Source organism: Porphyromonas loveana (genome assembly GCF_003096695.1).
In the GTDB taxonomy this organism is placed as follows: domain Bacteria; phylum Bacteroidota; class Bacteroidia; order Bacteroidales; family Porphyromonadaceae; genus Porphyromonas; species Porphyromonas loveana.
Map to the genome: position 1 here is coordinate 36,760 of NZ_QEKY01000012.1, position 26,998 is coordinate 63,757.

Here is a 26,998-nt window from a genome sequence, read left to right on the forward strand (position 1 = left end):
TGAGATGTGTTGATATGATGATAGAGTTGGAGCGCTTTCTCAAGGTAAAAAAGAGTAGGCCTATAAATAGAACGAAGGAAGCATCACTAAGGACACCCCCTCCGTTCACCTGAAGTACGTACGTCTGTAATTATTCTGCGCTTTCTGCTGCAGGAGCTTCTTCAGCGGGAGCTTCCACAGCGGGAGCTTCTTCTACGGCTGCTTCTTCTGCTTCCGTTGCGGCGGCGGCAGCTTCTGCTTCAGCCTTGGCTTTTGCTTCTGCGGCTTTCTTCTCTGCTACAGCTTCAGCCTTAGCCTTGTTCACGGCTTTCTCGGCTTCGAGCTTGGCTTTGTTTTCTGCAGCAGAAGCTTCTTTAGCCTTAGCCTTTATGCTATTAATAGCATCCTTCTTCCCTTTCAGCCATTCGTCGAACTTGCGTTCGGCTGCAGCCTGATCGAAAGCGCCCTTCTTGACACCACCGAGGAGGTGCTTCATCATGAGTACACCCTCGCGTGACAGGATATTACGTGCTGTGTCGGTAGGCTGTGCACCTACGCCGATCCAATACAAAGCGCGCTCGAAATTCAAATCTATTGTAGCAGGATTCGTGTTCGGATTGTAAGAACCGATCCTTTCAATAAACTTGCCATCACGTGGCGCCCTGCTGTCTGCGACAACGATCTTGTAGAAGGCATAGCCCTTGCGACCGTGTCGTTGCAATCTGATTTTTGTTGCCATTTTTGAATTGATTATTTGCTTTCGCTATTGTATTAGCGGGTGCAAAGATAAGTGATTATCTTACAATCACAATGGATGTGCCCGATAATCCGGTCGGAAGAGGCTTGACTTTCAGTGTCTCTTGCTTAGAAAATCGGCCAAAACGAGTAGCAGGATGGCTCCCAACGTAGAAGTAGCGAGTCTCGGGAGCAATGATGTGCTACCCGGAATACCCAGCAATTGCAGCAGGTAGCCACCCAGAACACCGCCAATGAGACCGATAAGAATATTGAGTAATAGTCCCAATGATTTGCCTCGACGTATCTTGCTTGCGATATAGCCTGCCAAGGCTCCGATAATGATTGATCCTAACATATTATTGTTGATTAGTGATTGATAATTCAGTTACTTTTCTTTCATAGCTATATATGGTGTCTAATGGATATCCGTCAGCACCTCCTGTAACCATTGTCCCGTATAGGAGCCTTGGCAGAGCATTACCTCTTCGGGCGTGCCTGTCGCTACCAGACTGCCACCGGCTGCACCTCCGTCGGGCCCCAAGTCAATGATGTAGTCCGCACTCTTGATCATTTCCATGTTGTGCTCCACGACCACGACTGAGTGTCCTTTGTCTATGAGGGCATTCAGAGCGCGCAACAAGGTACGAATGTCGTGGATATGCAGACCCGTCGTCGGTTCGTCGAAGATAAAGAGCGTAGGCTCCGGCTTGGCCTGTCCCAGATAAGCAGCCAGCTTCACGCGCTGATTCTCGCCGCCGGAGAGCGTGCTGCTGCTTTGTCCCAGCTTGATGTATCCCAGTCCCACCTCGCGTAGGCATTCGAGTTTGTCGATGATCTTGTCCGTATAGCCGGCCTTGGGATGCTCCGAGAAGAACTCCACTGCCTGATTGACTGTCATCTCCAGCAGGTCGTATATGTTGGCTCCGCAGTATTCCACATCGAGAATTTCCTTGCGGAACCGTTTGCCATGGCATTCCTCACATTCCAATGTTATGTCGGCCATGAACTGCATTTCCACGACTATGCTGCCGTCTCCTTTGCACGCTTCGCATCGCCCGCCCTCTTTGTTGAAGCTGAAGTAGTACGGTTGGTACCCCATCTGTTTGGAGAGAGGGAGCGTACTGTACAGCTTACGGATCTCGTCATAGGCTCCTATGTAAGTGACGGGGTTGGATCGTGTGCTGCGGCCGAAGTTGTTCTGATCCACATACTGTATATCCTTGACCGCCTTGATGTCGCCTCCTATCCTGTCAAAGGCCAGTCCCGTTGTGCCGGCGCCCTCTATAGCTCTCTTTACGCCTTCGTAGAAGAGATCGCGCACGAGCGTACTCTTGCCCGATCCGCTCACACCGGTCACCACCGTGAGAACATGGAGCGGGAAACGCACATTTACGCCTCTCAGATTGTGCTTGGCGGCACCTGCTATCTCGATGTACGAATGCCAGGGACGGCGTAGCGTCGGCACTTCTATCCGTTCTCTACCCGTGAGGTAGGCCGCAGTGTAGCCGGGCGTGTCCTTGTCTATGCGGCTGTATTCGCCGGCATAGACCACTTCCCCCCCTTGTCTGCCCGCTTTGGGACCTATGTCTATTAGGTAGTCGGCTGCGCGTATCGTCTCCTCGTCATGCTCTACGACCACGACCGTATTGCCGATGTCCCGAAGTCGCTTGAGTACGCCAATGAGCCGATTAGTGTCGCGTTGATGGAGACCGATGCTCGGTTCGTCCAAGACGTATAAAGAACCTACCAAGCTGCTGCCCAACTGTGTGGCCAGGCTGATGCGCTGGCTTTCGCCTCCGGATAGCGTGTTGGAGAGACGGTCGAGCGTCAGATAGCCCAACCCCACTTCGAGGAGGAACTGTAGTCGCTTGCCTATCTCCTCCAGCAAACGTTTGCCCACAAGCCTGTCATCCTCCGATAGCTGTAGTGCGCCGAAGAAGTCCGTTGCTTCCTCCACGGTCATCGCCGTCAGCTCCGAAATGTTCTTGCCGCCTATCCTCACGCATAAGGCATCCGGCTTCAGCCGCTGTCCCCGACAATCGGGGCAGACCGCTTTGCCGCGGAAGTGTGCCAGCCGGACGCGGTTCTGTATCTTGTGCATCTCCCGCTGCAGCATCCCGAAGTAGTCGTCTATGCCCACGGTCGGGTAGTCGGGTTCGCCTGTGGGTACGCCCCGCCACAGCATTTCGCGCTCTTGGTCGGATAGTTCTTTATAGGCTTTGTGTATGGGGAAGCCCAGCGGCACACTCTTCTCGATGAAGTAGTCTTTCCACATCTGAGACTTGGGCCCTATCCAGCAGGCTACGCATTCTTCATAGACGGATAGTGATTTGTTGGGTACGACCAAATCCTCGTCTATACCCATCACTCGTCCGAAGCCTTCGCAGGTGGGGCAGGCTCCGATGGGATTGTTGAAGCTGAACATCTCCGGACTCGGCTCTTGGAAAGTGCGACCGTCTGCTTCGAATACGTTGCTGAACATGCGCTCCTCAATGGAGCCGTCAGGACGTTCTATGTGCAGACGACAAGCACCATGTCCCTCGAAGAATGCCGTCTCTGCCGAGTCGGCCAGACGCGATTCGTAGTCGGCGCGTGTCTCTGTAATCACGAGGCGGTCGATCAGCAAGTCACAAGAGCCGTTCTCCGACTGCTCTTCTCCCGCTGTCAAAAAATCCTCTATACGCTTCATTTCGCCCGATACGAACAGACGGGTATAGCCTTGTTGCTGCTGGATCTGCAAATGTTCGTGCATACTGCGGCCGGCAGGGGCGTGCAGTTCTACAAGCAGGTATAGCTTCGTCCCTACGGGTTGGCCTATGGCATAGTTCACGAGGTCGGCCACGGTGTGTTTCTTCACCTCCTCTCCGCTTGTGGGAGAGATGGTGTGCCCCACGCGAGCAAAGAGCAGGCGCATATACTCGTATATCTCTGTGGACGTGGCCACGGTACTCCTCGGATTGCGACTGACGATGCGCTGTTCGATGGCGATGGCTGGCGGAACACCCGCGATCAGGTCGCACTCGGGCTTGCGCATACGCCCCAGGAACTGGCGTGCATAAGCCGACAGGCTCTCCACATATCGTCTCTGCCCCTCGGCATAGAGCGTGTCGAAGGCGAGCGAACTCTTCCCCGATCCGGAAAGTCCGGTGATGACGACCAGCTTGCCGCGGGGGATGGACAGTGAAATGTTTTTTAGATTATTGACGCGCGCCCCCTTTACGATGATGGCTTCGCCACCGGTAGGCTGCGTACTCTCCTGTTGATTCATGCTGCACTTATTGATTTCGAAGAATAAAGATACCTCATTTTCTTCTCCCTTTGTATGCTTCGGCCGACTTCGCGCCGAGCGGATGGCTTCTTATTGCCAAACAAAAAAAGAGGATGCTCATTCGATGAACATCCTCCTCAAGTACGCGAGATGAGATTTGAACTCACACACCGAAACCGGCACTACCCCCTCAAAGTAGCGTGTCTACCAATTCCACCACCCGCGCATTTGTTTTGTTTTTTGTTGTCTTGCTTGCCTGTCATCGGTGCCCGGGACAGGAATCGAACCTGCACGTCTTTTGAACACTCGCACCTGAAACGAGCGCGTCTACCAATTCCGCCACCCGGGCGACTGTTGACTACCGATTTTACTCAGCAAGATCACCTTCTCAATAAAGATGTGGAGACTTCCCATAGACCGCTGTCTATTGCTCCTTTAGAGCGGAAGACGGGACTCGAACCCGCGACCCTAACCTTGGCAAGGTTATGCTCTACCAACTGAGCTACTTCCGCGATTGCGATGCAAAGGTAGTATCTTTTTTTACTCTCGCAAGTATTTCGAGCAGTATTTTTCTCATTGCATCCACTTTTGGCATTCAGCAAACCTCGCTGTATATATTGGTATGGGATGCTTGGTGTGGCATATCCCATCCATGCATGTAAGGTCCATGAATTGTAGTAGAACCGTCTATTATTTAAACACGAAATAGACCGCAAGGACGAGGCAGACAAAAGCGACAAAGTGGTTCCATTGCAGTGCTTCGCCCTTGAACAAGATGACGGAGAAGATCGTAAATACAGTAATGGAGATTACCTCCTGAACCACCTTGAGCTGCATCATAGAGAAGGTGCCACCGTTGCCGATGAAGCCGTAGCGATTGGCCGGTATCTGGAACATATACTCAAATAGCGCCAACCCCCAACTCATCAGTATAATCAGGTAGAGTGGGGTGGCATCAGTGAATATCTTCATCTGCTCCAGCTTGATATGCCCATACCACGCAAAGGTCATGAAGATATTAGAGATCACCAGTAGGGTAATCGTAATCCAAGGATTCATAAGCGATATGATATTATTCTGTTTGACATATCCGGCGACAAAACCAAACGCCCCAGTTTTGTATTTCAGATTTGGCCTTGCTATCTCGCTAACTTTAAGATCCGTATGGCTCCGCGTATTACTATCAGGAAGACCACGATGCCTATTATCAGATCCGGAAGGTTGCTGTCTAACCACCAGACGAGCAGTCCGGCGATGATTACACCTGCATTGATAATTACATCGTTAGCAGAGAAGATGATACTTGCCCGCATATGAGCGTCACGGCTTTGTGTGCGATGCAAAAGCCATAGGCAGGTTGAATTGGCTATCAAGGCAAGTGCGGAAATGCCGATCATCGATTGAAAGTCCGGCATGATTTCCAGCCCCATGAAACGACGTATGACCTCGGACAAACCGATAACGGCAAGTGCTGTCTGAAAATATCCGCTAAAAAGAGCGACTCTCTTCTTGCGCGCAACGGCTGCTCCTACCGCCCAAAGGCTCATCCCGTAAACGAGGGCATCGGCAAGCATATCCAGGCTATCGGCGACCAGTCCCATCGATTGGGAGATGATGCCTGTAGTTATCTCCAATAGAAAGAACACAAAGTTGATAGCCAAAACGATCCATAGCATTTTGCCCTGTTGTGTGTCGTTCTCTATGGGGGGAAGATGCTCGATGTCTTCAGTGCTTATCAGAGATGAGTCCAGGTTAAGTGTTTCGATTTCTTTGGCTATTGACCTTGGATCGTCTTCATGTACTACGCAAAGTGTACGATCGGCAAGGTTGAACTCTAACTTGAAAATGGCATCGTTTTCCTGCAGCTTCATCCGAATGAGGTTTTCCTCGCACGGACAGTCCATTTTGTCTATTTTGAAATTCGTTCTTTTCATACGGACGCAAAATTATAGATAATCTGTCCGAATTCTCTTGTCCTTGATGCCATGTTTCTTTTCTTCTGTGAAGGCCGATTTGTGTTAATAGATGTTGTCTGTTCCTGCTTTGTTTATGTGCCAAAAAACTTATCAACACCGAAGAAAAGCTTAGAATCATTCTAAATAAGCGATCTTTTGAAGGGTAGCCAAAGAGAAAAAATGAGAAGAAAAATGCCCCTTTTGCTTTCGCAAATTCGTTTTTACCGAGGAGAGCGATCAAGTTTATAAAAGTAAGATTTGATTTTTATAAAGATCACTTTCAATAATTATAATCATTGCATCTGGAGTTTATAAAGTTTAGAAGTCATATTTATAAAGTTTGCCTCCTCCAAAGAGCTGTTTGAGACTGCAAAAAAACGGAAAGTCCCCGCTGCGTTAGATTGCGAATGCAGCGGGGACTCTCTATCTTTGATTAGGCCGATCAGCTCTTATTCCATCCTATCTGCCATCGGATGATAAACGATTGTTTATAAATCTCTCCGTTGCATGGACACGCCAATGCGCGCACGTTAGGGGAAAAGGGAAGAGAGTGGGGTAGATCCTACGGGCTATATTACTACGGTTATTTCTCATCATTGTAGTCATTTATAACGAGCATTTACTGTTTGCGGGCAGAATGTTCTGATATTCATCTGTTTATTTTTCAGCTAACTTCCTGCTGCGGTGCAAATGTAGCAAAAAGAAGGCTCCTCCCATGCTCCTTGCCTTCTGCTCCACGAAACAATTTAAGAGAGGCTGATCGGATACAAATTGTTTAGTTTGTTTGTGCGATGCATGCTGTGCCTGAGAGGGAAAGGACGTCGTCGGGGGAGAAGACTGTGCGCCCGGCGATATGGAAGGAGGGACGCAGCGGAAGTAATGTGTCGGCTTTCAGCAAGCTGACGGCCACATACTCGGTGCAGTATAATTCGGCATCCGAATCGGAGTCGAAGGCATAATCAAAAGGTACAGCTCGCTCTCGATAGGCCAATGCCGCAGCGATGAAACGTGCTCGAACCGAGTCCGACAGCGCGAGGCGGTATACGCCTGCTCGACGCGAGTGCTTCAGAAAAGAAGTAAGTGGTTCCGCGGCAATACCTGCTTGACCAGCCGCACCAGTATCTCCTTCTGTATGTAAGACGACACAACTATCTGTGCCTGCATGCAGGATGATTCCCACATGGCTATATCCCGATATGCTCGAAGCTCGACGACTGATGAGCTGCGAATACCATGCCGTACCCAGACGGCAGATGAGATCGCCATCTCGTAATTTGGTGTCTTCGGGAAAAACCGGCACATTGGCATTGTCCCCCCTTCGCTGTGAGCATGCGCCCATACAGAGAAGGAGGGACATGAAACCGATGATGCAAAAGAATAATTTGCGCTGCATCCTACACCGGTTTTTAGGAGGGCGATGCTATTTGCCCATTGGCTGATCCACGAGCCACTTGCCATCTACACGGACTACGCGTGTAGTCGTGGTGTCATTGTCTAAGTCGACGAAAGTAACCCAAGCCTCTTGATCCACGATGCTGTCCTTGATGAAGACGAACTTATAGTTCGGCTTGATCTCGCCATCGAGCGTTGTGGCGAGGTCAATGAGCTTGTGCGTGCGCTCTGTGGCGTACTTCTTGGCTTCGTCCACCTTCTGAACGGCCATGTTTTCCATAAAGTTCTTCACTGCATCCTTCGGGCCTGAATTGCTACATCCTACCAGCCATGCACCCATAAATAGGGTGGTGGCTATTTTCCATGTTTTCATACGTCTTTCCTGTTTATGTATTGACTTGATAGGTGACAAATGTAATGATTATCCCATTTGCTACATCTTAGGCGGCATCTCCCAAGGGTGAAAGGCAGATAAAAAAAAGAAGCTGCTTCAACCGAAATTGAAACAGCTTCTCAAAAAAAATGATTGAGGGGTGGACGATGGGACTCGAACCCACGACAGACGGAACCACAATCCGTTGCTCTACCACTGAACTACGCCCACCATCATGATGACACTCTTGCGAGCAGCGGTGCAAAGGTAGTATCTTTTTTTACTCCTGCAAGCTTTTTGCCACGATAAATCAGAAGAACTCAAACTTTTGTTTGTGTGCGTCTGCTTGTGATTCGTGGAATATGGACTCGTTCCTTATTATTTCGGTTGGCGGGAGGAGGCCAAGGCGAGGATCAGCCCGAGGGCGATGGAAAGGAGTGCAGCGACAAATACACGGTATTCGGGCGGCAGGAGGAACGTGATCGTGTGTGCCGGTATCCAGAAGAACGGGATCGTTTTGCCCACGACAAAGGTCATGAAGCGATTCCAGTCCACACGCTCCACGGCGAGCCGTATGCTTCCTCCGGCACCTCCGGCCATATTGTCCAAATAGGCATCGCTGATGCGGTGAGCAGCCATGAAGGCCGGGCCAAAGGTTAGATTCATTACGGACGAAATGAGGAAGGCTGTATAGAGAGGAGCAGCGATATCCGGTAGCAATCCTCGAGCAATAATGCCCCGCACACCGGCTTCGTATAATGCGAAGTTGAAGACAATGAGTATGCCGACGATGCCCCATATCACAATGCGTGCCCAGAGGTAACGGGGGCATACGTAGCGTCCGGCTTTGATGCGTCCTGCCAGTACTTCGCCTATGGTAGCCAAGACGGCAAACTTGAAGAAGCCGATCGTATAAGGATAGTTGCGGCTAAGCGAGTTGAAGGTCTCAGAAGTCCAGGGCGAGAGCATCAAACCGAGCATCAGGCCGATGATCAAGAGAATGAGTAAGTCACCTTTTTTCATGTGTGTATAGTATAAAAAAGAAAGAGGCTGTGCCTCGGTCTTGTACTACCGGCGACACAGCCTCTTGCTTCGTTGGGATTACTGGAGACCGCGGGCGCGGAGCAAATCCTTGATGTCTGGCTTTTGCAGGCCCGTGAAAGCAGTGAAGATCGTATTGAAGTCCTGCGTATTACCGCGAGAGAGGATCATGTCGCGGAGACGCTGACCGTTTTCGAGTTTCATACCACCGTTGGCCACCATCCACTGATAAGCGTTGTTGTCCAGTACTTCACTCCAGAGATAAGCATAGTAGCCGGAGGCATAGCCATTGCTCCAAATGTGCCGGAAGTAAGAAGAGCGGTAGCGGGGAGGAATCTGCGGGTTGTAGAGACCTACCTTGCGCAGAGCTTCTTCTTCGAACTTAGCTACATCCGTGATCGCTTCGGCTTCTTCTACCGTGAGAGAGTGCCATGCAAGGTCGAGGCTGACGGCCGCGAGGTTTTCGCCCAAAGCGTAAGCCTGATTGAAGCCGGCTGCATCCTTGATCTTCTGTACCAGATCGGCAGGCATAGGCTCCTGCGTCTTCCAGTGCTTGGCGTAGTTGGCAAATACTTCGGGCTCCATGGCGAAGTGCTCATGGATCTGAGAAGGCATCTCTACGAAGTCACGAGCAACGTTAGTGCCTGAGAGTGAAGGATACTGCTGGTTGGCAAACATACCGTGCAGCGCGTGACCGAATTCGTGGAAGAGTGTCGTCACTTCGTCGAAGTTGATCAACGAAGGTTGGCCGTTCGTACCCTTGGTGTAGTTACATACGTTGTAGATAACAGGCTTCTGTCCCAAGAGGTGGCTCTGCTCTACCCAGTTGCTCATCCATGCACCGCCACTCTTCGTCGGGCGACGATAGAGGTCTGTGTAGAAGAGACCAATTTGCTTGCCATCGTGGTCGATAACGTCGAATACGCGTACGTCTTCGGCATATACGGGCAGGTCGTTACGCTCCTTGAACGTGAGGCCGTACAGCTTTTGAGCCATGAAGAATACACCATTCTTCAGCACGCTGTCCGTCACGAAGTATTGCTTCACTTCGTTCTCGTCCAAACCGTATTTTTCCTTACGCATTTTGTTGGCGTAGTAGCTCCAGTCGGCAGCTGTCAGGTCGCCTTCGAGTCCTTGTGCCTTGGCATAAGCTTGCAGTGCGGCTGCATCCTTCTGTGCGCTGGGTGCATAGGGTGTAGCTATAGATTTGATAAATGCAAATACCGTCTCAGGTGTTTTGGCCATCTGGTTCTGGAGCTTCCATGCTGCATAGTTGGGGAAACCGAGCAGACGAGCCTTCTGTGCACGCAGCTTGGCCAAGCGGAGTACGATAGCTTGCGTATCGTTCGAGTCGCCCTTCTCTGTGCGATAGAGAGATGCGTCGAGTACGCGCTGACGTATGGTGCGGTTGTTCAACGAAGCCAGGATGTCCTGCTGCGTCGTATTGGTGATGTTGATCAGATACTTGCCTTCCTTGCCCGCAGCTTTGGCATCATCGGCAGCTTTGGCTATTTCTGCCTCGGTGAGGCCGTCGAGAGAGTCCTTCGAGCTCACGATCACGGCAGCGGCATTACCGGCTGTGATCAGCTTGTTGCCGAAGTCGGTGCTCAGCGTAGCCTCCTCTTTGTTCAGCTCCATGAGCTTTGCCTTGTCTTCGGCATTGAGGTTGGCGCCGGAGCGTACGAAGCGGTCGTAATACTCTTGGATGAGCTTCAGGCCTTCGGCATCGATACCGGTCTTATCTCCTTCGTAAACAGCCTTGACACGTGCAAAGAGTTTATCGTTCAGGTAGATGGCATCGCTATGAGCTGCCAAGAGGGGGGATACTTCCTCTTCGATCTTCTGCAGGTCGTCATTTGTATTGGCGCTGGTCAGATTGAAGAAGATATTGGATACACGCGTAAGCGTCTGTCCCGAACGCTCCATAGCTACGAGCGTATTCTCGAAAGTGGGAGCTTCCGTATTGTTTACGATCGAGTCGATCTCAGCGAGATGCTGCTTCATACCGGCTTTGAAAGCGGGCATGAAGTGCTCGGTTTTGATCTTGTCGAAGTCCGGTGCCTCCAGGAAGAGTGTACTCTTCGTCAAAAGAGGGTTGTCCGAGAGGGCTGTGTCTCCCGACTTACTGCCATTACATGCTGTGAGCAAAGCCATAACACTAATTGCAAAAACAAATTTTTTACTCATTGATTGAGATTTTGTGAGATGAAACATTAGTTTTTTTTCTTAGAGAGGATGCAGCCGCAATACTTCCGGAATCAGTCGGATGGTCGTCTCGTCCACATGGGCGGCGAGCAGAGCCGGCATATCCGCCGTATAGGCTGCGAGGAACTCAGTCTTCCCTCCCGGTGTCAGCTTCTGCCCGATCTGGTAGTGATCGATGGCCTCCGCTATCCGTCCCATGGCCAGAGCTGTGTGTCCGGCGTTGAGGCGGTCCGTGAATGTGAGATTACTGTCAGAGTCGAGTATCATGCCATAGTAGTCGCAGGCGCGTTCGTACTGCCCTGTGAGGAATAGGCACCAAGCGATGGGACGACGAGCCTTGGCTGCATCCTCCACACTGAACTCATACTGGAAGAAACTCTTCAGGGCTTCATTATATTGTCCGTCCTCGACCAGCGCATTGCCTTTCTGTAGGAGCAATGCCGCCTCGTCGGGATGGCACTCGAATAATTGGGTAAATATGTCGGCCGCTTCTGCCGGACGATGCAGGAGGCGATAGCAGTGTGCCATCCGTCTCAGGAGCCATTCATTCTCTGTGTCGATCAGCTCGGCACGTGTATAAGCTGCCAAAGCCTCCTCGTAGCGTCCCTGCTGCTGGAGCGAAAAGCCCCATTTCTGTAGCAGGGTCGTGTCGGTGGAGCCTTTGCCATCGGTCAGCTCGGCATAGAGATTAGCCGCCTCTTCGTAATGCTTGCGACGGAAGAGGAACTCGGCTATGTGCAGGAGCGTCTCCCGCTTCTGCATATAGCGGCCGATGAGTGGCAGATCGGGAGAGATGGTTGTACAGAAAATGTCGTCGAACTCATTCTTCCGCTCATATACCTTATAGAATCGGTATAGGTCTTGCAGGTAGCCCTTGATGGCTGCGTCGAGTTTGTCTGCATCACCAGTGGGCACATCGGCGCGCATCTGCTCTTTCATCGCTTCCAGTTCTCCGCCCATGGCTCCCATGGCAGAGCCACGCAGAGCCGAGGGGATGCTCTCCACGGACAGGATAAAGGAGTAACGATCCGAATTACAGAGCTGCGGCCCTATCGTCTCTAAGAGCTGCTTCATCAGCGCATTGCCTTCCAAGAGTGGTGCTATTCGGCTGTGCTCAGCGTCGAAGGGCAGGAACCAATTGTGCATGTCGCGGAAGAAGCTGCTCCCCTTCAAATTCATGAACGAGGAGTGCATCACGTCCGCTCCTTCGAGTTGTAGCTCGGAGAACTCGCGGATCTTGCTGCCGAGACCGCTCTTCTCCAGTTCGTCCATCCACTCCGGATTGGCCGTCTCTTGGATGGAGTCGATGTCGCCCATGCCGAACTTGCGCAGATCGGGGGCCATCTTCTGCATATCGACAAAGAGTTCGTCTTGCAGATGTCTGGTGATCGACTCCGTCTCACGAGCAAAGAGGAAGCGTATCGTCAGCGTCTCCAGAGCCGAGTCCAGCGGCATCTGCTCGTGGATGGCTTCCAGTCGGGAGCCGATCTCCTCTGAGTAGAGACGTGCGTGATGAGGGTAGGTGCGTATCGCGAGCACGGCTCCGATGAGCAGACGGGCGCGATAGTCCGCCGAGGCATTTGTCCGCGCCAATTCTTCCAGCAGGAAGCAGAGCTTGCGGATGTCCCAACGCTGTAGCAAGCCCATCGTAACAGCCGAAGCCGCTGCCAGACGGATGTATTCGTCTGCCTGCGATAAGGCTGCGGCCTCTTCCTCGGTGAGGGTATCGGCAGTCCACAGGCTGTCGAAGATGAGACGCACCAACTCGTCATATTGCTTGCGACCTGTGCTCTCTGCTGCTTGTGCGAGGAGATTGGTTAGGTTTTCGAAGCCGATGCTGCGACGATAGCGCAGGCGGTCGAGGAATAGTCCGGCTCCTTGCCCAATCATCGATCCGAGCTGTACTTCAGCGGCGATGTCCATGAGCTGACGACGGAGGTAGATAAGCATTTCGGCCTGCTTCTCGTCCTTTACTCCACGCGCAAAATAAGAAAGGAGTTGTCGATACACGCCCTCCAACTCGTCGATACGCGTAAGCAGATAGGACTGCTGTGGCGTAGCAGAAGCGCGCACGTGGTCGAAGGCTTCACTCAGAAGCCCGTCTCCGACGGCTTGATAGATCTGTTGTAATTGATGGTTCACTATGCTGACACCCTGCTTTTTCTCTTTTCGATCGCTTGCAAAAATACTAATATCGGCCTGCACACCAACCCTCCGTGCGCAGCTCCATAACAAAATAACAATCCCGCAAGCCTATTTGTTGGACATAACCATTTGTTTCCCTCAAACGGAGCGGATGACTATTTGTTATCTCTACAAGCAATGTATGACCATTGATCTGATGATAAAAAAGCTGCAAACCAAGCTTGTACCGCCTACACATCTGTAGAATTTCTGTTTTTTGGATCATCATCAATGTCCGAATAGTCCCGAAAACAGTTTTTTTAGTTGTCGTTCACGTACGATGACTCTAATCACACTGCTTTTAGGTGCGTTATATACTGTAACGACTGGTATATCATTTGCTTTTGGGTGCATTATATACTGTAACGACTATTGTGTCGTTTGCTTTTGAGTGCATGATAGGCTATAATGACGTTAAAAGCATTTGTTTTTGATGCCATTACAGCCTGTAATGGCTGCTATATCATTTGCTTTTGTAGGCATTATACTATGAAATAGTCTTCGAGTACAATGCTTTTGTGCATGCTACAGGCTGCAATGAATTGAAAACCAGTCGATTTTAATCATTCGACTGATAAAGGCCGGCAGATTGACCGTTGAGGGGATGAAATTTCCTAAGCATCGATCGAACTCATGTTTTATAGATGGGATGCACGGCTGAATTTGGCGAAAAGCAATCTTTCTGCTTCTGCAATTGTTCTATCTTTGTAGAGTTGTCTATTCGTGTGATAAACAGTCGTTAAAGGGTGGGCGGATTGTTCGACAGCGCGCCTCCACTCCTCCACTCCTCTGATTTTATCGAGATAGACAAGCAATTCAATCCTCTATTGCAGATGAAAAAGGTAAAGACCCAATATAAGGCATTGTTTTTCTTCTTCCTGACGGCACTGATTCTCACATTCTTTGCTCCGCAGGAATTGAAATTCAAGTATCAGTTCCATCGTGGCAAGCCCTGGCAGTACGAACTGCTGACAGCGCCCTACGACTTCCACATCTACAAGCCGCAGGCGATACTTGATGCCGAGCGTGACAGCGTGCGCAGCACCATCAAGCCCTATTTCACGATGGACGAAACAGTGGGAGCGCAGATGCAGTTGGCTTGGCGCAACGACTATGAGAAGAATCACAAGGGTCAACTATCGTCCGTGTATGACCTCTACATCGTGGACTTCCTCCGCCAGATTTATCGGAAAGGGCTCATCAGCAATGAGGACAGCAAGGCGCTGCATACCAATGATGAGATGGAGGTGAATCTGCTCCAGTCCGACCGTCAGTCCACGCGCGAACCGATCACTCGTTTCTATACGCTCAAGGAAGCCTATGAGATGTTGATCGACGAGGCACCGATTCAGTTGGACAGGGAAGTGCTGCGGAAACTGAATCTGACCAATTATCTGCGGGTGAATCTGACGGAAAGCCCCGATATGTACCGACAGGTGTTGCAAGAGGAATTGCAAAATCTGTCCGTATCCACCGGTGTGGTACAAGCTGGTGAACGTATTGTTGGCACGGGCGAGATCGTGGATGGCCACACGTACAATGTGCTACAGTCGCTCAAGAAGTCCTACGAGGAGCGTTCGGGAGGCTCTGCTTATCAGTTTACACGCAATCTGGGTGTGTTCCTCGTCATCATCTTCCTGCTGCTGGGATTGTGGGCCTATATGCTTTACTTCCGGCATCACCTCTTCAACCGCCTGCACAATTCGCTCTTCATCCTTTCACTGGTGCTCATCCTTAACCTCATCACCGAGCTGACCATCCATTTCAGTTGGTTCAATATCTATATCATCCCCTTCATCATCCTGCCCATTCTGGTGCGTACGTTCCATGACTCTCGTACCGCTTTCTTTGTGCATGTGATCAATGTGCTGATCGCTGCCATGTTTGTACGGGATACTTACGAATTTATCATGCTGCAGATGATAGCCGGTATCGTGTCGGTGACGAGTATGCGCCGCCTGACCTCCCGTCTCCAACTCGTGCGCACGACCTTCCTCGTCTTCCTCTCCTATTCGGTAGTGCAGCTCTCATTCTCGCTCATGCAGGATGGCAGACTGGAGACAACCGACGGGCTCAATGTGCTCTACTTCGGGGTGAATCTGATATTCCTCATGTTCAGTTATCTGCTGGTGTATCTGGTGGAACGCGCTTTCGGCTATGTGTCCAATATCAGTCTGGTAGAGCTGAGCGACGTGAACACGCCTTTGCTCAGCCAGCTCTCGGAGGTGGCACCCGGTACCTTCCAGCACTCGATACAGGTATCCATTTTGGCGACGGAAGCGGCGACGAAGATCGGGGCGGACGTGCAACTCGTGCGCACGGGAGCCCTCTATCACGACATCGGCAAGATGAAGAATCCTTCCTACTTCACAGAAAATCAGGGAGCGGAGAATCCGCATTCCAAGCTCCCCTTCGATGAGAGCGCGCGCATTATCATCCGCCATGTGACTGACGGTATCGCATTGGCACAGAAACACGGATTGCCCAACTCGGTCATCGACTTTATCCGAACGCACCATGGCCGAGGCAAAGCCAAATACTTCTACAATTCGTACTGCAATCAGTATCCAGACACGGAGGTGGATCCCGAAATTTTCACCTATCCGGGTCCTAATCCCTTCAGCAAGGAGACCGCTATCTTGATGATGGCCGATGCCATAGAGGCGTCGAGCCGAAGCCTCAATCGTCATACGGAGGAAGGGATCCGCGAGCTTATCGACAGGATCGTAGATAGCATCCTGCAAGACGGGCTGCTGGAAGATACGCCGCTTACATTCCGTGACATACGCGTTTGCAAGGAAGTCTTCTTCGAGAAGATCAAGATCATGTACCACTCACGCATCACCTATCCCGAGCTGAAGAAGAAAGAGCAGGAGAAAGATCCTGAGACTGTCTCTCCCGCATCGGGAGGAGCTGTGTAGGGTAGGGGAATCTCGGAACGAGAAGCACGATGCAGACTACTATTTTTATCGTAGGCTATATGGGCTCCGGCAAGAGCACCGTGGGGCGCAAGATGGCCGATATGCTCGGGTGGAAGTTTATCGACACGGACTTCTTTATTGAGAATCGTTTCCGCAAGCGAGTAGCGGATATGTTTGCCGACGAGGGCGAAGCCGTATTCCGCCGACGAGAGCGCGTTGTCATTGAGGAATTGTCGGGCATGGAGAAGACGGTGATCGCCACGGGTGGGGGACTGCCCTGCCATTCGGACAATATGGCACTCATGAATGAGGCCGGCCTGACGCTATATCTGGAGGTTTCGGACGAGGTGCTCGCCCTACGCTTGGAGCTGTGCAAACGTACACGCCCGAAGGTGAAAGATAAGACCGGTGCAGAACTGCTGGCTCATGTCCGTGAGGAGATGGCTGTGCGGGGCGAGCTGTATCGGGCTGCCCGAGTCGTAGTCAATGCCGATGAGCTGGTGACCGAGGAGGATGAGACCAAGCTGGTCATTCATATCGTCGAAGACTTGCGCGCCAAAGGATTCCTGCCATAACCATTCCCACGATAATCGCCGCTGTTACAGGTAGAGACGGTTGCCACGTGCGTTCGAAACTCGGAGCCACGTAGGCCGCAGCCGTCACCAACTCTTCCGTCCATTGCGCACAGAGGGTGACCAGACTTCCCAGTATCCCAACAGACCATCCCAACGCCGCCACGATCATATAGAGAAGGGTGGCAGGAATGAGTATCGAGACGATGAGGGTGAGCGGGAGATTGACCCAGAGAAATACCAGACCGATGCGTCCGAAAAAGTGGGCGACGAGCGGTAAGGTAAATGCCTGAGCGGACAGACAGACACCGATGCTGTCGCGGCAGAGGCGGAGCACGGGCTGGCGCACGTTGGGTACAAGGCCGATAATCGGGTGGAAGAAAATCAGGATGGAAGCCACGGCGGCATAGCTCAGCAGAAAGCCCAGATCATAGTAGGCAAAAGGATTGGTCACGAGTGTCATGAAAGCCGCGGCAGCCCATATATTCAGCCCGTCTGCAGGCCGTCCCAGCAGTTTGCCGATGATATAGAGCGTAACCATGACCATCGAGCGGATGCCGGGGGCACCCAGTCCGCAGACGAAGGCGTAGCTCCATCCTCCGATCAACAATAGGAGCCACTCGGCTCTCTTCCATCGTTGCGGGATCGGCAAGGCACGAAATAAAAGTCCGATGGCACTCAAGATGATGACCACGTGGAAGCCGCTCACGGCCAAAATATGTGCTACGCCTGCGGCGGTGAAGGCCTTGCGCAGAGCAGGATCATCTCCGTATCGTCCCAGACACATAGTCTCCAGCATACTGCGCTGTGAGTCGGATAGCGCGGGCGAGAGCGTCTGTAGCGTTGCAGCCAACCAGTCCGATACATCCATCGCAGTCTTGCGCAGAGAGAAAGGGCGTTCTCCTGTTATCGGCTGCAGTGTGATCGCTTGCCGACTTGTGTGGAGCGTGCCGCTTATGCCTCTGCCGGCGAGGTATCGTCCCATCGCGGGTGCCTGCTTCTCCCATTGGGCGATCGAGCGGGTGTACATACGGTTAATGCCGAGCACTTGGCCCCGACGGATAGCCTCCTTTCTCTCATGTCCTCGTATATATAATAGATAGGAAGGCGACGTGTCTCCCGTGACCGGACGCACGAGCATCCGCAGTTTGTCCCCCCGCCATTCGGGATTGCTCTCAACATAGAAGGATGTGCCCATCGGCAGGTTCTCGGGAGCCGATGCTGTCATCCTTTCTAAGGAGAGTTGTGTGGACAAGGCTCCCGTGCCAATCAAGAGCGAGGCTATCCATCCCCGACGCAGAAGATAGATGCCACGAGGACCAATGATGCGCCCGAAGAGGAAAGATGCAGGCAAAAGCAAGACCCCTGCCGTCAGTGCGACAAGCACGACGGTAGGGGTCCGAAGGTATGTGGCCAGAGCTATGCCTACGACGAGGAAGAGCAGCGGCGATAGAAAGGGGCGCCTGCGGATGTGGAGTCTCCGAAGGAACGTCATATCACCCCTTAGCGGCGATAACTTTTGAGCAGACTGATGGCTTCCTCCGGTTTTTCGGCTCCGAAGACATAGCTTCCTGCCACGAGCGAATCGGCACCGGCTTCGATCAGTTGCTTGCCGGTGGTGGCATTGACACCTCCGTCTATCTGGATGAGCGTATTCAGCCCTCGGCGGTCTATCATCTCGCGGAGGCGACGTGTCTTATCAGTCGCTCTTTCGATGAACTTCTGTCCTCCGAACCCCGGATTCACACTCATCAACAGCACCATGTCGGCCTCTTCCAGTACGTCGGTCAAGGTTTCTACGGGGGTGTGGGGATTGAGCGTGACGCCCGACTTCATGCCGGCCTTGCGGATGGCGGCCAATGAGCGATGCAGGTGCGGGCTGGCTTCGTAGTGCACGTTCATCATGTGCACGCCCAGTTCGGCCAGTCGGTCCACGAACTTCATCGGCTCCACGATCATCAAGTGGACGTCAAGCGGTTTCTTACAGATCGGGCGGATAGCCTCCAGGATGGGGAAGCCGAACGAGAGGTTGGGGACGAAGACGCCGTCCATGATGTCGATATGCAGCCAGTCGGCATCGCTGCGATTGATCATCTCTATGTCATCGGCCAAGTGCAAGAAGTCGGCCGAGAGTAGCGAGGGAGATATGATGGGTTTCATATCGCGTTTGTGGTTAGTTAGTTGCCACAAAGTTATGCCTTTCTTCCGACCCGTAATCCTTTTCCCGTCTTCGATTCGCTTATTAGAAGCGCATAGATAGTCCGATTTGTTTCCGGAGTGAGCTCTCAATCTCAACCTAATGTAATTCTTTATATTTGTCGAGAGATGATAGAATTATTCCAGACCGATACAGGCTCTTCCGTCCTGCTTCCTTTTGCAGACGAGGGCATACGCGCCGGATTCCCCACGCCGGCGCAGGACTATTTGGATGTGGCGATCGACTTGAATCACGAGCTTATCGCCCATCCGCAGAGTACTTTCTACGGACGAGTGAGGGGCAATTCGATGGAGGATGCCCATGTGTTTGACGGGGATTTATTGGTGATCGACAAATCCCTCAATCCGCGTGACGGGGATATGGCAGTCTGCTTCCTTGATGGAGAGTTCACTCTCAAGACGATCCGCATCACGGCGGAAGAGATCCTGCTCGTTCCCGCCAATCCGGACTATCCCACGATTCACGTAACCGAGTCGGACGACTTCACCATCTGGGGTATCGTCACTTATTGTATTCACAAGACAAGGAGATAGTCGCCTGTGTATGCTCTCTTAGACTGTAACAACTTTTTTGTCAGTTGCGAGCGCGTTTTCAATCCGGCGCTTTGCCATCGACCAGTCGTTGTCCTGTCGGGGAATGATGGCTGCATCATAGCGCGAAGCAACGAGGCCAAAGCTATCGGCATAGGGATGGGGCAGCCTTTCTTCAAGGTGCAGGAGCTTATCCGTCGTCACGATGTGGCTTATCTGAGTTCTAACTTTGTCCTCTATGGCGATATGTCGCGACGGGTGATGTCTCTTGTGACAGAGATGGTGCCGCATATGTCGGTCTATTCGGTGGACGAATGCTTCATGGACTTGACCGACGTGGCGGATTATATGACGCTGTGTCGAAAACTGGCTCGTCGTGTGCAGCAATGCACAGGCATACCCGTGAGCATCGGGATAGCCGAGACGATGACGCTCGCCAAAGTGGCAGGCAAGTATGCCAAACAATATGCCGGTTATAAAGGGGTATGTGCCATCGACACAGAAGAGAAGCGCGAGAAGGCGCTTCGCTCGTTCGAGGTAGGCGATGTGTGGGGGATAGGGCGCCGACTCTCCAAAAAACTCTACTACTATGGCGTCAATACGGCTACCGACTTTTGCCAGATGTCGGAAGGGCGCGTCCGTCGGCTGGCGGGCATAACGGGCGTGAGGACTTGGCAGGAGCTGAAGGGAGTGGCTTGCATCGAGTTTGCATCGTCTCATCCCCGTCAGAGCATTTGTACCACACGTTCTTTTGCCCGTCCGTGCTATGAGTTTGACGCCCTGCTCAAATACTTGGCCGTCTTTGCCGATAGTACTTGTGGCAAGTTGCGCAGAGAGAAGGAGAGAGCCTGCAGGCTGAGTATATTCGTGAGTAGTAGTCGTTTCGACCAAGAGAATCGTTATGCTGCCTCCAATGAAATGAGCTTACCCGTGGCCACGGCCGATCCTTCCGAACTATTGCCACATATCCGCTCGCTGCTGCAAGAGATTTACCGCCCTCATGTGCCCTATAAGCAGGCGGGAGTTATCTTGTCCGACATCGTCACTGAGGCCTATCAGCTCAGTCTGTTCGACCCCATAGACCGTGCTCGCCAAGAGCGTTTCCTGCATGCGGTGGACAATATCCGAGGCCGTTATGGAAGGGATAGTCTGGCGATGGCGATACAGGGTGTGCATGAAGAGAAAGCCGTTATCTCGTCATCCAAATATCGTTCACGAGACTACACAACGAGTCTGAACGAAGTCATCGACATCGTCCTGCCACCAACGAAAAAATAAGGGAGCGTCTCTTCGGAAGATAGCTATACGCGACAGCTTAAAGAAATAGCTCGGAGGGGTAAACTACTCGCTCCAGATAGAGGGCGTGTGCGGGAGCCGATGAGCCGGCCTGTCCGCGATCTTGGGATTGGATGATGCGTCGGAAGTCCTCGACGGACAGTTTGCCCGTACCCACGTGGAAGAGCGTGCCGACGATGGCGCGGACCATATTGCGTAAGAAGCGATCTGCAGTGATGACGAAGACCCATTGTCCGGCTTTCTCAAGTGGTATCCAGCGGGCTTCTGTCACACGACAATTGTTGGTCTTTACATCCGTATGCAGCTTGCAGAAGCTGGTGAAGTCTACGTACTCGAAGAGGAGGGCGGCGGCTTCATTCATGCGAGCATAGTCGAGACGGCGATACGTTTTGAGCATCAGGCCGTCCGAGAACGGATCTTTATCCTCTGTCAGATAGTAGTGATAGGTTCTGGAGACGGCATCGAATCGAGCGTGCGCATCCTGTCGGACGGGTACGATGCGGTAGATTACGATGTCGCGAGGGAGGAGTTTATTGAGCCTGTCAACGAGAAGGGCAGCTTCTTCACCCGCTTGGCAGGGGAGATCGCTATGCGCGATCATCTCATGCGCATGCACCCCTGCATCCGTCCTGCCCGCACCCACTAAACTGATGGGCGTGCGGAGGATGGTCGTCAACGCTTCTTCGATCGTCTGTTGCACACTCGGCGCGTTAGGCTGAGTCTGCCAACCGCTATAGCGAGTGCCGTTATAGGCTAAGTAGATAAAGAAGCGACCCATTTAGTCTTTCTTGGCAGCCTTCTTTGCCGTTGTCTTTTTGGCCGGCTCTTTTTTCTTGCTCTTGGTCGTCTTGGCAGGGCTTTCCTCTACAAACTTCAGGCAGTCTTCGTACGTCAACTCTTCGGGACGCTCGACGGTCTTGGGGATTTTGTAGTTATTGGTTTGGTACTTGATGTATGCTCCGAAGCGTCCGGTACGGATTTCCATATCAGGATGCTCAGCAAAGCTTTTGAGCAGATTCTTCTCTTCAGCCATGCGTTTGTCTTGGATCAGCTCAATGGCATCGTCTAAGGTCAGGCTAAGCGGATCGACTCCTTTGGGAAGACCGACGAACTTACCCGCGTGCTTGACGTAAGGGCCGAAGCGTCCGATGGCCACTGTGATCTCTGCGCTCTCGTACTCTCCTAATTTCTTAGGGAGGAGGAATAGCTCCAATGCTTCCTCTAACGTGATGGAGTCGATCGATTGATTGGGTTGGAGGGAGGCAAATTGAGGCTTGATGCCGTTCTCTTTGTCGGTGTGTCCCTTCTGTACCATGGGGCCATAGCGTCCTACTCGTACGATGATAGGTTCACCACTGGAGGGATCGGTCCCCAACATCCTGTCGCCGACGCGCTGCTCCGGATCAAAAGCTGAAGCCTCCACTACGCGCGGATGAAATTTGTCATAGAAAATACCGATCTGCTTTTGCCACTGTAGCTTGCCTTCGGCTATTTGGTCGAACTCCTTTTCCACTTTTGCGGTGAAGTTATAATCCACTACCTGAGGGAACGAAGCTACGAGGAAGTCGTTCACAATCAATCCCATATCGGTGGGTAGAAGTTTGTTGCGATCTTGTCCTGTCTGTTCGGTGCGGACGGTTTCGGTTATATCCTTGCCTGCTGCGTATTCGAGCACGACGTAATCACGATTCTTCCCCGGCTTGTCGCCACGCACGACATAGTTGCGGTTTTGTATTGTCTGGATCGTAGGTGCATAGGTGGATGGTCGGCCGATACCCAGTTCTTCCATCTTGTGCACGAGACTGGCTTCCGTGTAGCGCGGAGGACGCTGGGTGAAGCTCTCGGTCGCTTTGGCTTGCTGCAAGCGAAGCGTGTCGCCGGCATGTGCCAAGGGTAACAGACGTTCCTCCATTCCTGCTGATGTCTGCTCTTCGTCGGTGTCCTCTCGATAGACTCCTAAGAAGCCATCGAATGTGATGACTTCGCCTTGAACGGAGAGTGTGTCTTCGAATTTGTTCGATCCGATGGTGATAGTTGTCCTTTCGAGAACGGCATCTGCCATCTGCGAAGCGATTGTCCTGCGACGAATCAGTTGGTAAAGTTTCTGCTCCTGTGGTGTACCTTCTATTTCGGCCTTATTTATATAGGTAGGACGGATGGCTTCGTGTGCTTCCTGAGCACCCTTGGTCTTGGTCTTATAGCGACGGAATTGATAGTACTTCTCACCCCACTGTTCCGTTATTTCTTTCTTGAGTGCGCCTAATGCCAGATCCGACAGATTGACCGAGTCGGTACGCATATAGGTGATAAGTCCTTCCTCGTACAACTTCTGTGCGATGCGCATCGTCTGGACTACGGTGTATCCGAGCTTGCGAGCAGCTTCCTGTTGGAGGGTGGAGGTGGTGAAGGGCATGGCCGGAGAGCGCTTGCCCGGGCGCTTGGTGACGTCCGTGATGCGGAAGTCAGCTCCGATGCTCTGCTCCAGAAAACGGCGAGCCTCTTCTTTTGTTTTGAACCGAGTCTGTAATTCGGCTGTCAATGCCTTGCCATCCGGCAAGATAAACTCGATAACAGTCCGATACGAAACTTCGGGAACGAAGGTATTGATCTCACGTTCTCTTTCCACAATGAGGCGCAAGGATACGGACTGGACGCGTCCTGCCGATAGGGAAGGACGGATGCGCCTCCAGAGTACGGGCGATAGCTCGAAGCCCACGATGCGGTCGAGTACGCGTCGCGCTTGCTGAGCATCTACCAGATGGATGTCGATGTCACGCGGGTTCTCAATGGCTGCCTTGATGGCCGACTCGGTGATTTCATGGAAGACAATTCGCTTCGTAGGTCTGTTCTGCAATCCCAATACCTCATACAAATGCCATGCGATGGCTTCTCCTTCGCGGTCCTCATCGGAAGCCAACCAGATGTAATCGGCTTTGTCAGCTTGAGTCTTCAGCTCTTTGACAACAGAGCGCTTATCAGTCGGAATCTCATATTCAGGCTCATAATTATTCTTGATGTCAACACTGAATTTATTGGGCTTGAGGTCGCGGATGTGGCCGTAGCTCGATAGTACTTGAAAATCCGGACCCAAGAATCGTGCTATCGTTTTAGCTTTTGCCGGAGACTCTACGATGACTAAATTTTTCATCCTCATGTTGTTGGCGTGGAGTGTATTTTGCGCGCAAAGGTAATGTATTCGTATTGCAATGCAAATGTGGCGCCAAATACACGCAGCCGTTCGAACCTTTTTATATGTTTGGCCGAACTCTGAGCAAACGTGGTTGAATGGAAGATAAGGACGAGTTATAAGGCGCCGAAGTTGCGTCGGAAGATGGCTTCGAGCTGCTGCTTGACGAGGATGAAGTCTTGCTCTCGGCCCAGCTCTTGAGCGATCGAAGTAACGCCTCTGTCAGAGAAACCACAGGGATTGATGAGCTTGAAATAATCCAAATCCGTATTCACGTTCAAGGCAAAACCATGCATCGTCACGTGTCTGCTGCTCTTCACGCCGATGGCGCATATCTTGCGTGCGCGTCCAGGGATGTCCGGATCGAGCCATACGCCCGAGGCTCCGGCACTGCGTTCTCCTTTGAGTCCGAAGATGGCTATCAGGTCAATGATGCACTGCTCCAATATCTCAATATAGGTGCGCAAGCCGATGCCATACTGTTCGAGGTCGAAGATCGGATAGCCTGTGATCTGTCCCGGTCCGTGAAAAGTGATGTCGCCACCTCTTTCTATATGGTATAGACGGATGCCACGATTCTTGAGTAATTGCTCAGGGAGCAGCAGATTTTCTTCGTGTCCGTGCTTACCCAACGTGAGCACCGGCTCATGTTCGCAGAAGAGAAGCGTATTCTCCGGTGTATGCCCTTCGAGCTTGGTATCTACCGCTTGCGTGAAGAGATCGCGTTGCAGGTTCAGTGCCGATTCGTAATCAATACGTCCACAGTCTTGATAGGTGTATTCGGCGCGCGATAGATGAGGCACAAAGTCTCGAATGCTTATCTCTGCATTCTCTATGACAGCTTCCAATCCGTCATAGCCTGGATGTATATGTGAGGGTAGGAGCGTCAGTAGTTCTTCGTGTAGCGGGGCATGGTGGGAGAGATGGATGAGCACTGTCTCCGGATTGTCCAACCGTGCGGACATCTCAATAGCCTGCTCTATGGTCTGATGGGAGGGGTGTTCCTTGCGGAAACGCAGCCCGTTGATGAAGAGCAGGCGCACGCCTTCCAGTTTCTTGAGGTCTTCTTCGCCGATAGTCTTCACGTCAGTGAGGAAAGCCATATCACCGATTCGGTAACCGAGGATGGGCAATGTGCCATGCATCACGCGGATAGGCTCGACAGTAAGTCCGTCGATTTGGAAAGGTACACCGGGCTCCACGCTATGGAGTGTGAGCCGAGGTGTTCCGGGATAAGGATTCTTCCGGAAGACGTAGTGCAGCCTTTCGCGTATGGAGGCCAGCACCTTCTCCTCTCCATACACAGGCAGGTCGCGCAGCCAACTGATGGTGCGCACATCATCCAGCCCGCCCACGTGATCGTAATGCTCGTGCGTGATGAGTATGGCGTTAAGTGAGTCGATGTCTGCTGAGAGAGCTTGACGACGGAAGTCGGGACTACAGTCGATAAGAACGCGTTTGCCCGAGTCTGTGATGACAAGCAGCGAGATGCGCGTGCGCTTGTCGTGTCGGTCTTGACTGCGGCAAATCCTGCAATGGCAACCTACTTCGGGGACGCCGGTGCTGGTGCCTGAACCTAATAAGATACAACGCATGGAAGGAAACAGAAAGGAGAGAATGGGGAATGTGTCAGAGAATGTACTTGACTTCGGGGTGGAGTTCTATTCCGAATCGCTCTCGGACGCGGCCGATAATCTCCTCGGCCAATGCAGCCACTTGCGTGCCTGTGGCCCCGCCGTGGTTCACCAGTACCAAGGCCTGATGTTCGTACACGCCCACGGCTCCGTCGCGATGTCCCTTGTAACCACATTGCTCTATTAACCATCCTGCCGGCACTTTGGCGCTGCCATCCGGCTGTGGGTAGCTGGGAATGGAGGGGTAGTCCGCTTGCAGGGTGGCATATTTGTCAGCCGATACCACCGGATTGACAAAGAAGCTACCGGCGTTGCCCACCGTGGCGGGGTCGGGGAGCTTGGAACGTCGTATGCGGATGATTGTGTCGCGCACCGTTCGGAGAGAGGGAGTTGTTTGTTCCTCTGCGAGAACTTTGGATAGCGCTGTGTACTCAAGCGAAAAGGAGGGCGTGAGTTGCAGACGAAGGTCCACATACATGATGACCCACTCGGCATAGTCCGGCTCCTTGAAGATACTATAGCGATAAGCATAACGACAATCCCTCTCTGAGAAGACGCGCGTCTCTCCCGTGCGGTAGTTGCGAGCGTGAACAGCTACAATGAGCTGAGACACCTCCACACCGTAAGCGCCGATATTCTGTACAGCGGCAGCGCCTACCTGCCCTGGGATGAGCGATAGGTTCTCTGCTCCGTAGTACCCCTGCTCTACGGTATAGGCGACGAAGTCGTCCCACACCATACCGGAGCCCACACGCAGTGTGATGCTGTCCGCATCTCTGTTGAGTTCGGTGATGCCTTGTACTTCCGAATGGAGGAGAATACCATGAAAATTAGCGAGGAAGAGCAAATTGCTCCCCTCGCCAATAGTCTGTACGCGACATTCTTGGAAAAACTCGTCTTTCACCAACCGATCGATGTCGGCGTCGCAAGTGTAGTCAATCCACCAATCCGTCTGTGCGGCAATTCCAAATGTGTTGCGCTCGGATAGGGGATAGTTTTGTTTGATTTCCATTTAGTTGGCACGCTCAAGCAGCCATGCATCCTGGAAATTAGGAGCATAACGTTCCTTGACGGCCTCGCGAGCTGCGATAGCTTCGTCGCGAGTGGGGAAGCTGGCTACGATCACACGAAGCATTCCCTGCTCGTTCTCGGCCAAGATAGGAGTATAGCCTTCAGATTCTAGACGTTCCTTGAGCGAACGTGCATTGGTAGCATTACGGAAGCTACCTACTACTACGCTGTAGCGATCCAGACGAGAAGCATCTTCGCCGCTGTAAGCAGAAAGTTTCTCCTGACGGATTTGCACATTGGTAGCCGGCTTAGATACGATCGGGCGTGCTACAGTTTCCGAGTCATCTGCTAAGGCAACCTCACGCTCTTTGGCCTGTTCATAGGCCTGGCGGTATGCGCTCTGCTTGGATTTGCAAGAGCCGAAAGCAACCGTCATAGCTACGGCGGCTGCCAAAACAACCATCTTATTCATCTTCATTCTTTTTGAATTATTA

At 52.2% G+C, this 26,998-nt stretch carries 21 protein-coding genes, 4 tRNA genes and 1 pseudogene; 4 read left to right on the forward strand and 22 right to left on the reverse strand.

The annotated features are described in order from the left end of the window. Positions 1 to 130: 130 nt before the first annotated feature. The 14 genes from C7382_RS07490 to C7382_RS07555 form a co-directional block, all read right to left on the reverse strand. On the reverse strand, positions 131 to 718 hold the full coding sequence (locus tag C7382_RS07490; RefSeq protein ID WP_116679675.1) for a 30S ribosomal protein S16: 588 nt from the start codon (positions 716 to 718) through the stop codon (positions 131 to 133). 111 nt (positions 719 to 829) lie between these two features. Then, positions 830 to 1,072 (reverse strand): GlsB/YeaQ/YmgE family stress response membrane protein, encoded by a 243-nt coding sequence (locus C7382_RS07495; RefSeq protein WP_165815139.1) that lies wholly within the window; start codon positions 1,070 to 1,072, stop codon positions 830 to 832. Positions 1,073 to 1,132: 60 nt separating this feature from the next. Next, positions 1,133 to 3,985, reverse strand: a complete 2,853-nt coding sequence (gene uvrA / locus C7382_RS07500; protein WP_116679677.1) for an excinuclease ABC subunit UvrA — start codon at positions 3,983 to 3,985, stop codon at positions 1,133 to 1,135. A gap of 142 nt (positions 3,986 to 4,127) precedes the next feature. Further along, positions 4,128 to 4,211: transfer RNA gene (locus C7382_RS07505), tRNA-Leu, on the reverse strand. A gap of 40 nt (positions 4,212 to 4,251) precedes the next feature. Beyond that, positions 4,252 to 4,334: transfer RNA gene (locus C7382_RS07510), tRNA-Leu, on the reverse strand. A 90-nt stretch (positions 4,335 to 4,424) separates the two neighbouring features. After that, a tRNA-Gly gene (locus C7382_RS07515) sits at positions 4,425 to 4,497 on the reverse strand. 178 nt (positions 4,498 to 4,675) lie between these two features. After that, positions 4,676 to 5,044, reverse strand: coding sequence for a DMT family protein (locus C7382_RS07520; RefSeq protein ID WP_116679678.1), 369 nt, complete (start codon positions 5,042 to 5,044; stop codon positions 4,676 to 4,678). A gap of 80 nt (positions 5,045 to 5,124) precedes the next feature. Further along, positions 5,125 to 5,919, reverse strand: a complete 795-nt coding sequence (locus tag C7382_RS07525; RefSeq protein ID WP_116679679.1) for a cation transporter — start codon at positions 5,917 to 5,919, stop codon at positions 5,125 to 5,127. Positions 5,920 to 6,715: 796 nt separating this feature from the next. Next, a complete protein-coding gene (locus tag C7382_RS07530) occupies positions 6,716 to 7,333 on the reverse strand; it encodes a YiiX/YebB-like N1pC/P60 family cysteine hydrolase (protein ID WP_116679680.1) in 618 nt (205 codons plus the stop codon). Positions 7,334 to 7,360: 27 nt separating this feature from the next. Further along, positions 7,361 to 7,705 (reverse strand): nuclear transport factor 2 family protein, encoded by a 345-nt coding sequence (locus tag C7382_RS07535; protein WP_116679681.1) that lies wholly within the window; start codon positions 7,703 to 7,705, stop codon positions 7,361 to 7,363. A 159-nt stretch (positions 7,706 to 7,864) separates the two neighbouring features. Then, positions 7,865 to 7,936 (reverse strand) — tRNA-His (locus C7382_RS07540). Between the two features lie 147 nt (positions 7,937 to 8,083). After that, the gene (locus C7382_RS07545; RefSeq protein WP_116679682.1) at positions 8,084 to 8,728 is read right to left on the reverse strand and encodes a hypothetical protein; all 645 of its coding nucleotides are present in this window, start codon (positions 8,726 to 8,728) and stop codon (positions 8,084 to 8,086) included. Between the two features lie 78 nt (positions 8,729 to 8,806). Next, entirely contained in the window at positions 8,807 to 10,933 is a 2,127-nt protein-coding gene (locus C7382_RS07550; RefSeq protein ID WP_243405679.1) for a M3 family metallopeptidase, read from the reverse strand. A gap of 39 nt (positions 10,934 to 10,972) precedes the next feature. Continuing rightward, positions 10,973 to 13,093, reverse strand: coding sequence for a tetratricopeptide repeat protein (locus C7382_RS07555; RefSeq protein WP_116679704.1), 2,121 nt, complete (start codon positions 13,091 to 13,093; stop codon positions 10,973 to 10,975). Between the two features lie 875 nt (positions 13,094 to 13,968). On the opposite strand from C7382_RS07555, the gene C7382_RS07560 reads away from it, so the two are divergent. Both C7382_RS07560 and C7382_RS07565 read left to right on the forward strand, forming a co-directional pair. Then, positions 13,969 to 16,056 (forward strand): HD family phosphohydrolase, encoded by a 2,088-nt coding sequence (locus tag C7382_RS07560; RefSeq protein WP_116679705.1) that lies wholly within the window; start codon positions 13,969 to 13,971, stop codon positions 16,054 to 16,056. 29 nt (positions 16,057 to 16,085) lie between these two features. Further along, on the forward strand, positions 16,086 to 16,631 hold the full coding sequence (locus tag C7382_RS07565; RefSeq protein WP_116679684.1) for a shikimate kinase: 546 nt from the start codon (positions 16,086 to 16,088) through the stop codon (positions 16,629 to 16,631). Here the strand turns inward: C7382_RS07565 and C7382_RS07570 are convergent. Together C7382_RS07570 and rpe are read right to left on the reverse strand one after the other, a co-directional pair. Further along, positions 16,585 to 18,123 (reverse strand): ComEC/Rec2 family competence protein, encoded by a 1,539-nt coding sequence (locus C7382_RS07570; RefSeq protein WP_116679685.1) that lies wholly within the window; start codon positions 18,121 to 18,123, stop codon positions 16,585 to 16,587. The two genes, C7382_RS07565 and C7382_RS07570, sit on opposite strands and share 47 nt — an antisense overlap. Before the next feature lie 8 nt (positions 18,124 to 18,131). Then, a complete protein-coding gene (gene rpe / locus C7382_RS07575; RefSeq protein ID WP_116679686.1) occupies positions 18,132 to 18,788 on the reverse strand; it encodes a ribulose-phosphate 3-epimerase in 657 nt (218 codons plus the stop codon). 165 nt (positions 18,789 to 18,953) lie between these two features. On the opposite strand from rpe, the gene C7382_RS07580 reads away from it, so the two are divergent. Together C7382_RS07580 and C7382_RS07585 are read left to right on the forward strand one after the other, a co-directional pair. Further along, complete coding sequence (locus C7382_RS07580; protein ID WP_116679687.1) at positions 18,954 to 19,379, forward strand: LexA family protein; 426 nt, start codon at positions 18,954 to 18,956, stop codon at positions 19,377 to 19,379. Positions 19,380 to 19,385: 6 nt separating this feature from the next. Then, complete coding sequence (locus tag C7382_RS07585) at positions 19,386 to 20,654, forward strand: Y-family DNA polymerase (RefSeq protein ID WP_116679688.1); 1,269 nt, start codon at positions 19,386 to 19,388, stop codon at positions 20,652 to 20,654. 37 nt (positions 20,655 to 20,691) lie between these two features. On the opposite strand, the gene truA is transcribed toward C7382_RS07585, so the two are convergent. The 6 genes and pseudogenes from truA to C7382_RS07610 all read right to left on the reverse strand — a co-directional run bounded on the left by truA (position 20,692) and on the right by C7382_RS07610 (position 26,976). Beyond that, entirely contained in the window at positions 20,692 to 21,450 is a 759-nt protein-coding gene (gene truA / locus C7382_RS07590; RefSeq protein ID WP_116679689.1) for a tRNA pseudouridine(38-40) synthase TruA, read from the reverse strand. Continuing rightward, on the reverse strand, positions 21,451 to 23,820 hold the full coding sequence (gene topA, locus C7382_RS07595) for a type I DNA topoisomerase (protein ID WP_116679690.1): 2,370 nt from the start codon (positions 23,818 to 23,820) through the stop codon (positions 21,451 to 21,453). It lies immediately after the preceding gene. Between the two features lie 155 nt (positions 23,821 to 23,975). Next, positions 23,976 to 24,662 carry a lipoyl(octanoyl) transferase LipB gene (gene lipB, locus C7382_RS10195; protein WP_243405680.1) on the reverse strand — a complete coding sequence of 229 codons (687 nt, stop codon included), beginning with the start codon at positions 24,660 to 24,662 and terminating at the stop codon, positions 23,976 to 23,978. A gap of 42 nt (positions 24,663 to 24,704) precedes the next feature. Continuing rightward, a pseudogene (locus C7382_RS10200) lies at positions 24,705 to 25,454 on the reverse strand (MBL fold metallo-hydrolase); the annotation flags it as partial. Between the two features lie 34 nt (positions 25,455 to 25,488). Next, positions 25,489 to 26,505: a UDP-N-acetylmuramate dehydrogenase gene (gene murB, locus C7382_RS07605; protein WP_116679692.1), complete on the reverse strand. Its 1,017-nt coding sequence runs from the start codon at positions 26,503 to 26,505 to the stop codon at positions 25,489 to 25,491. Continuing rightward, positions 26,506 to 26,976 (reverse strand): SPOR domain-containing protein, encoded by a 471-nt coding sequence (locus tag C7382_RS07610; protein ID WP_116679693.1) that lies wholly within the window; start codon positions 26,974 to 26,976, stop codon positions 26,506 to 26,508. Positions 26,977 to 26,998 lie beyond the last annotated feature (22 nt).

What these genes read in the sequence shown, in the direction of transcription:
- C7382_RS07490 (WP_116679675.1), bottom strand. Translation starts at nt 718, where the DNA reads ATGGCAACAAAAATCAGATTGCAACGACACGGTCGCAAGGGCTATGCC.
- C7382_RS07495 (WP_165815139.1), bottom strand. Translation starts at nt 1,072, where the DNA reads ATGTTAGGATCAATCATTATCGGAGCCTTGGCAGGCTATATCGCAAGC.
- uvrA (WP_116679677.1), bottom strand. Translation starts at nt 3,985, where the DNA reads ATGAATCAACAGGAGAGTACGCAGCCTACCGGTGGCGAAGCCATCATC.
- C7382_RS07520 (WP_116679678.1), bottom strand. Translation starts at nt 5,044, where the DNA reads ATGAATCCTTGGATTACGATTACCCTACTGGTGATCTCTAATATCTTC.
- C7382_RS07525 (WP_116679679.1), bottom strand. Translation starts at nt 5,919, where the DNA reads ATGAAAAGAACGAATTTCAAAATAGACAAAATGGACTGTCCGTGCGAG.
- C7382_RS07530 (WP_116679680.1), bottom strand. Translation starts at nt 7,333, where the DNA reads ATGCAGCGCAAATTATTCTTTTGCATCATCGGTTTCATGTCCCTCCTT.
- C7382_RS07535 (WP_116679681.1), bottom strand. Translation starts at nt 7,705, where the DNA reads ATGAAAACATGGAAAATAGCCACCACCCTATTTATGGGTGCATGGCTG.
- C7382_RS07545 (WP_116679682.1), bottom strand. Translation starts at nt 8,728, where the DNA reads ATGAAAAAAGGTGACTTACTCATTCTCTTGATCATCGGCCTGATGCTC.
- C7382_RS07550 (WP_243405679.1), bottom strand. Translation starts at nt 10,933, where the DNA reads ATGAGTAAAAAATTTGTTTTTGCAATTAGTGTTATGGCTTTGCTCACA.
- C7382_RS07560 (WP_116679705.1), top strand. Translation starts at nt 13,969, where the DNA reads ATGAAAAAGGTAAAGACCCAATATAAGGCATTGTTTTTCTTCTTCCTG.
- C7382_RS07565 (WP_116679684.1), top strand. Translation starts at nt 16,086, where the DNA reads ATGCAGACTACTATTTTTATCGTAGGCTATATGGGCTCCGGCAAGAGC.
- C7382_RS07570 (WP_116679685.1), bottom strand. Translation starts at nt 18,123, where the DNA reads ATGACGTTCCTTCGGAGACTCCACATCCGCAGGCGCCCCTTTCTATCG.
- rpe (WP_116679686.1), bottom strand. Translation starts at nt 18,788, where the DNA reads ATGAAACCCATCATATCTCCCTCGCTACTCTCGGCCGACTTCTTGCAC.
- C7382_RS07580 (WP_116679687.1), top strand. Translation starts at nt 18,954, where the DNA reads ATGATAGAATTATTCCAGACCGATACAGGCTCTTCCGTCCTGCTTCCT.
- truA (WP_116679689.1), bottom strand. Translation starts at nt 21,450, where the DNA reads ATGGGTCGCTTCTTTATCTACTTAGCCTATAACGGCACTCGCTATAGC.
- topA (WP_116679690.1), bottom strand. Translation starts at nt 23,820, where the DNA reads ATGAAAAATTTAGTCATCGTAGAGTCTCCGGCAAAAGCTAAAACGATA.
- murB (WP_116679692.1), bottom strand. Translation starts at nt 26,505, where the DNA reads ATGGAAATCAAACAAAACTATCCCCTATCCGAGCGCAACACATTTGGA.
- C7382_RS07610 (WP_116679693.1), bottom strand. Translation starts at nt 26,976, where the DNA reads ATGAATAAGATGGTTGTTTTGGCAGCCGCCGTAGCTATGACGGTTGCT.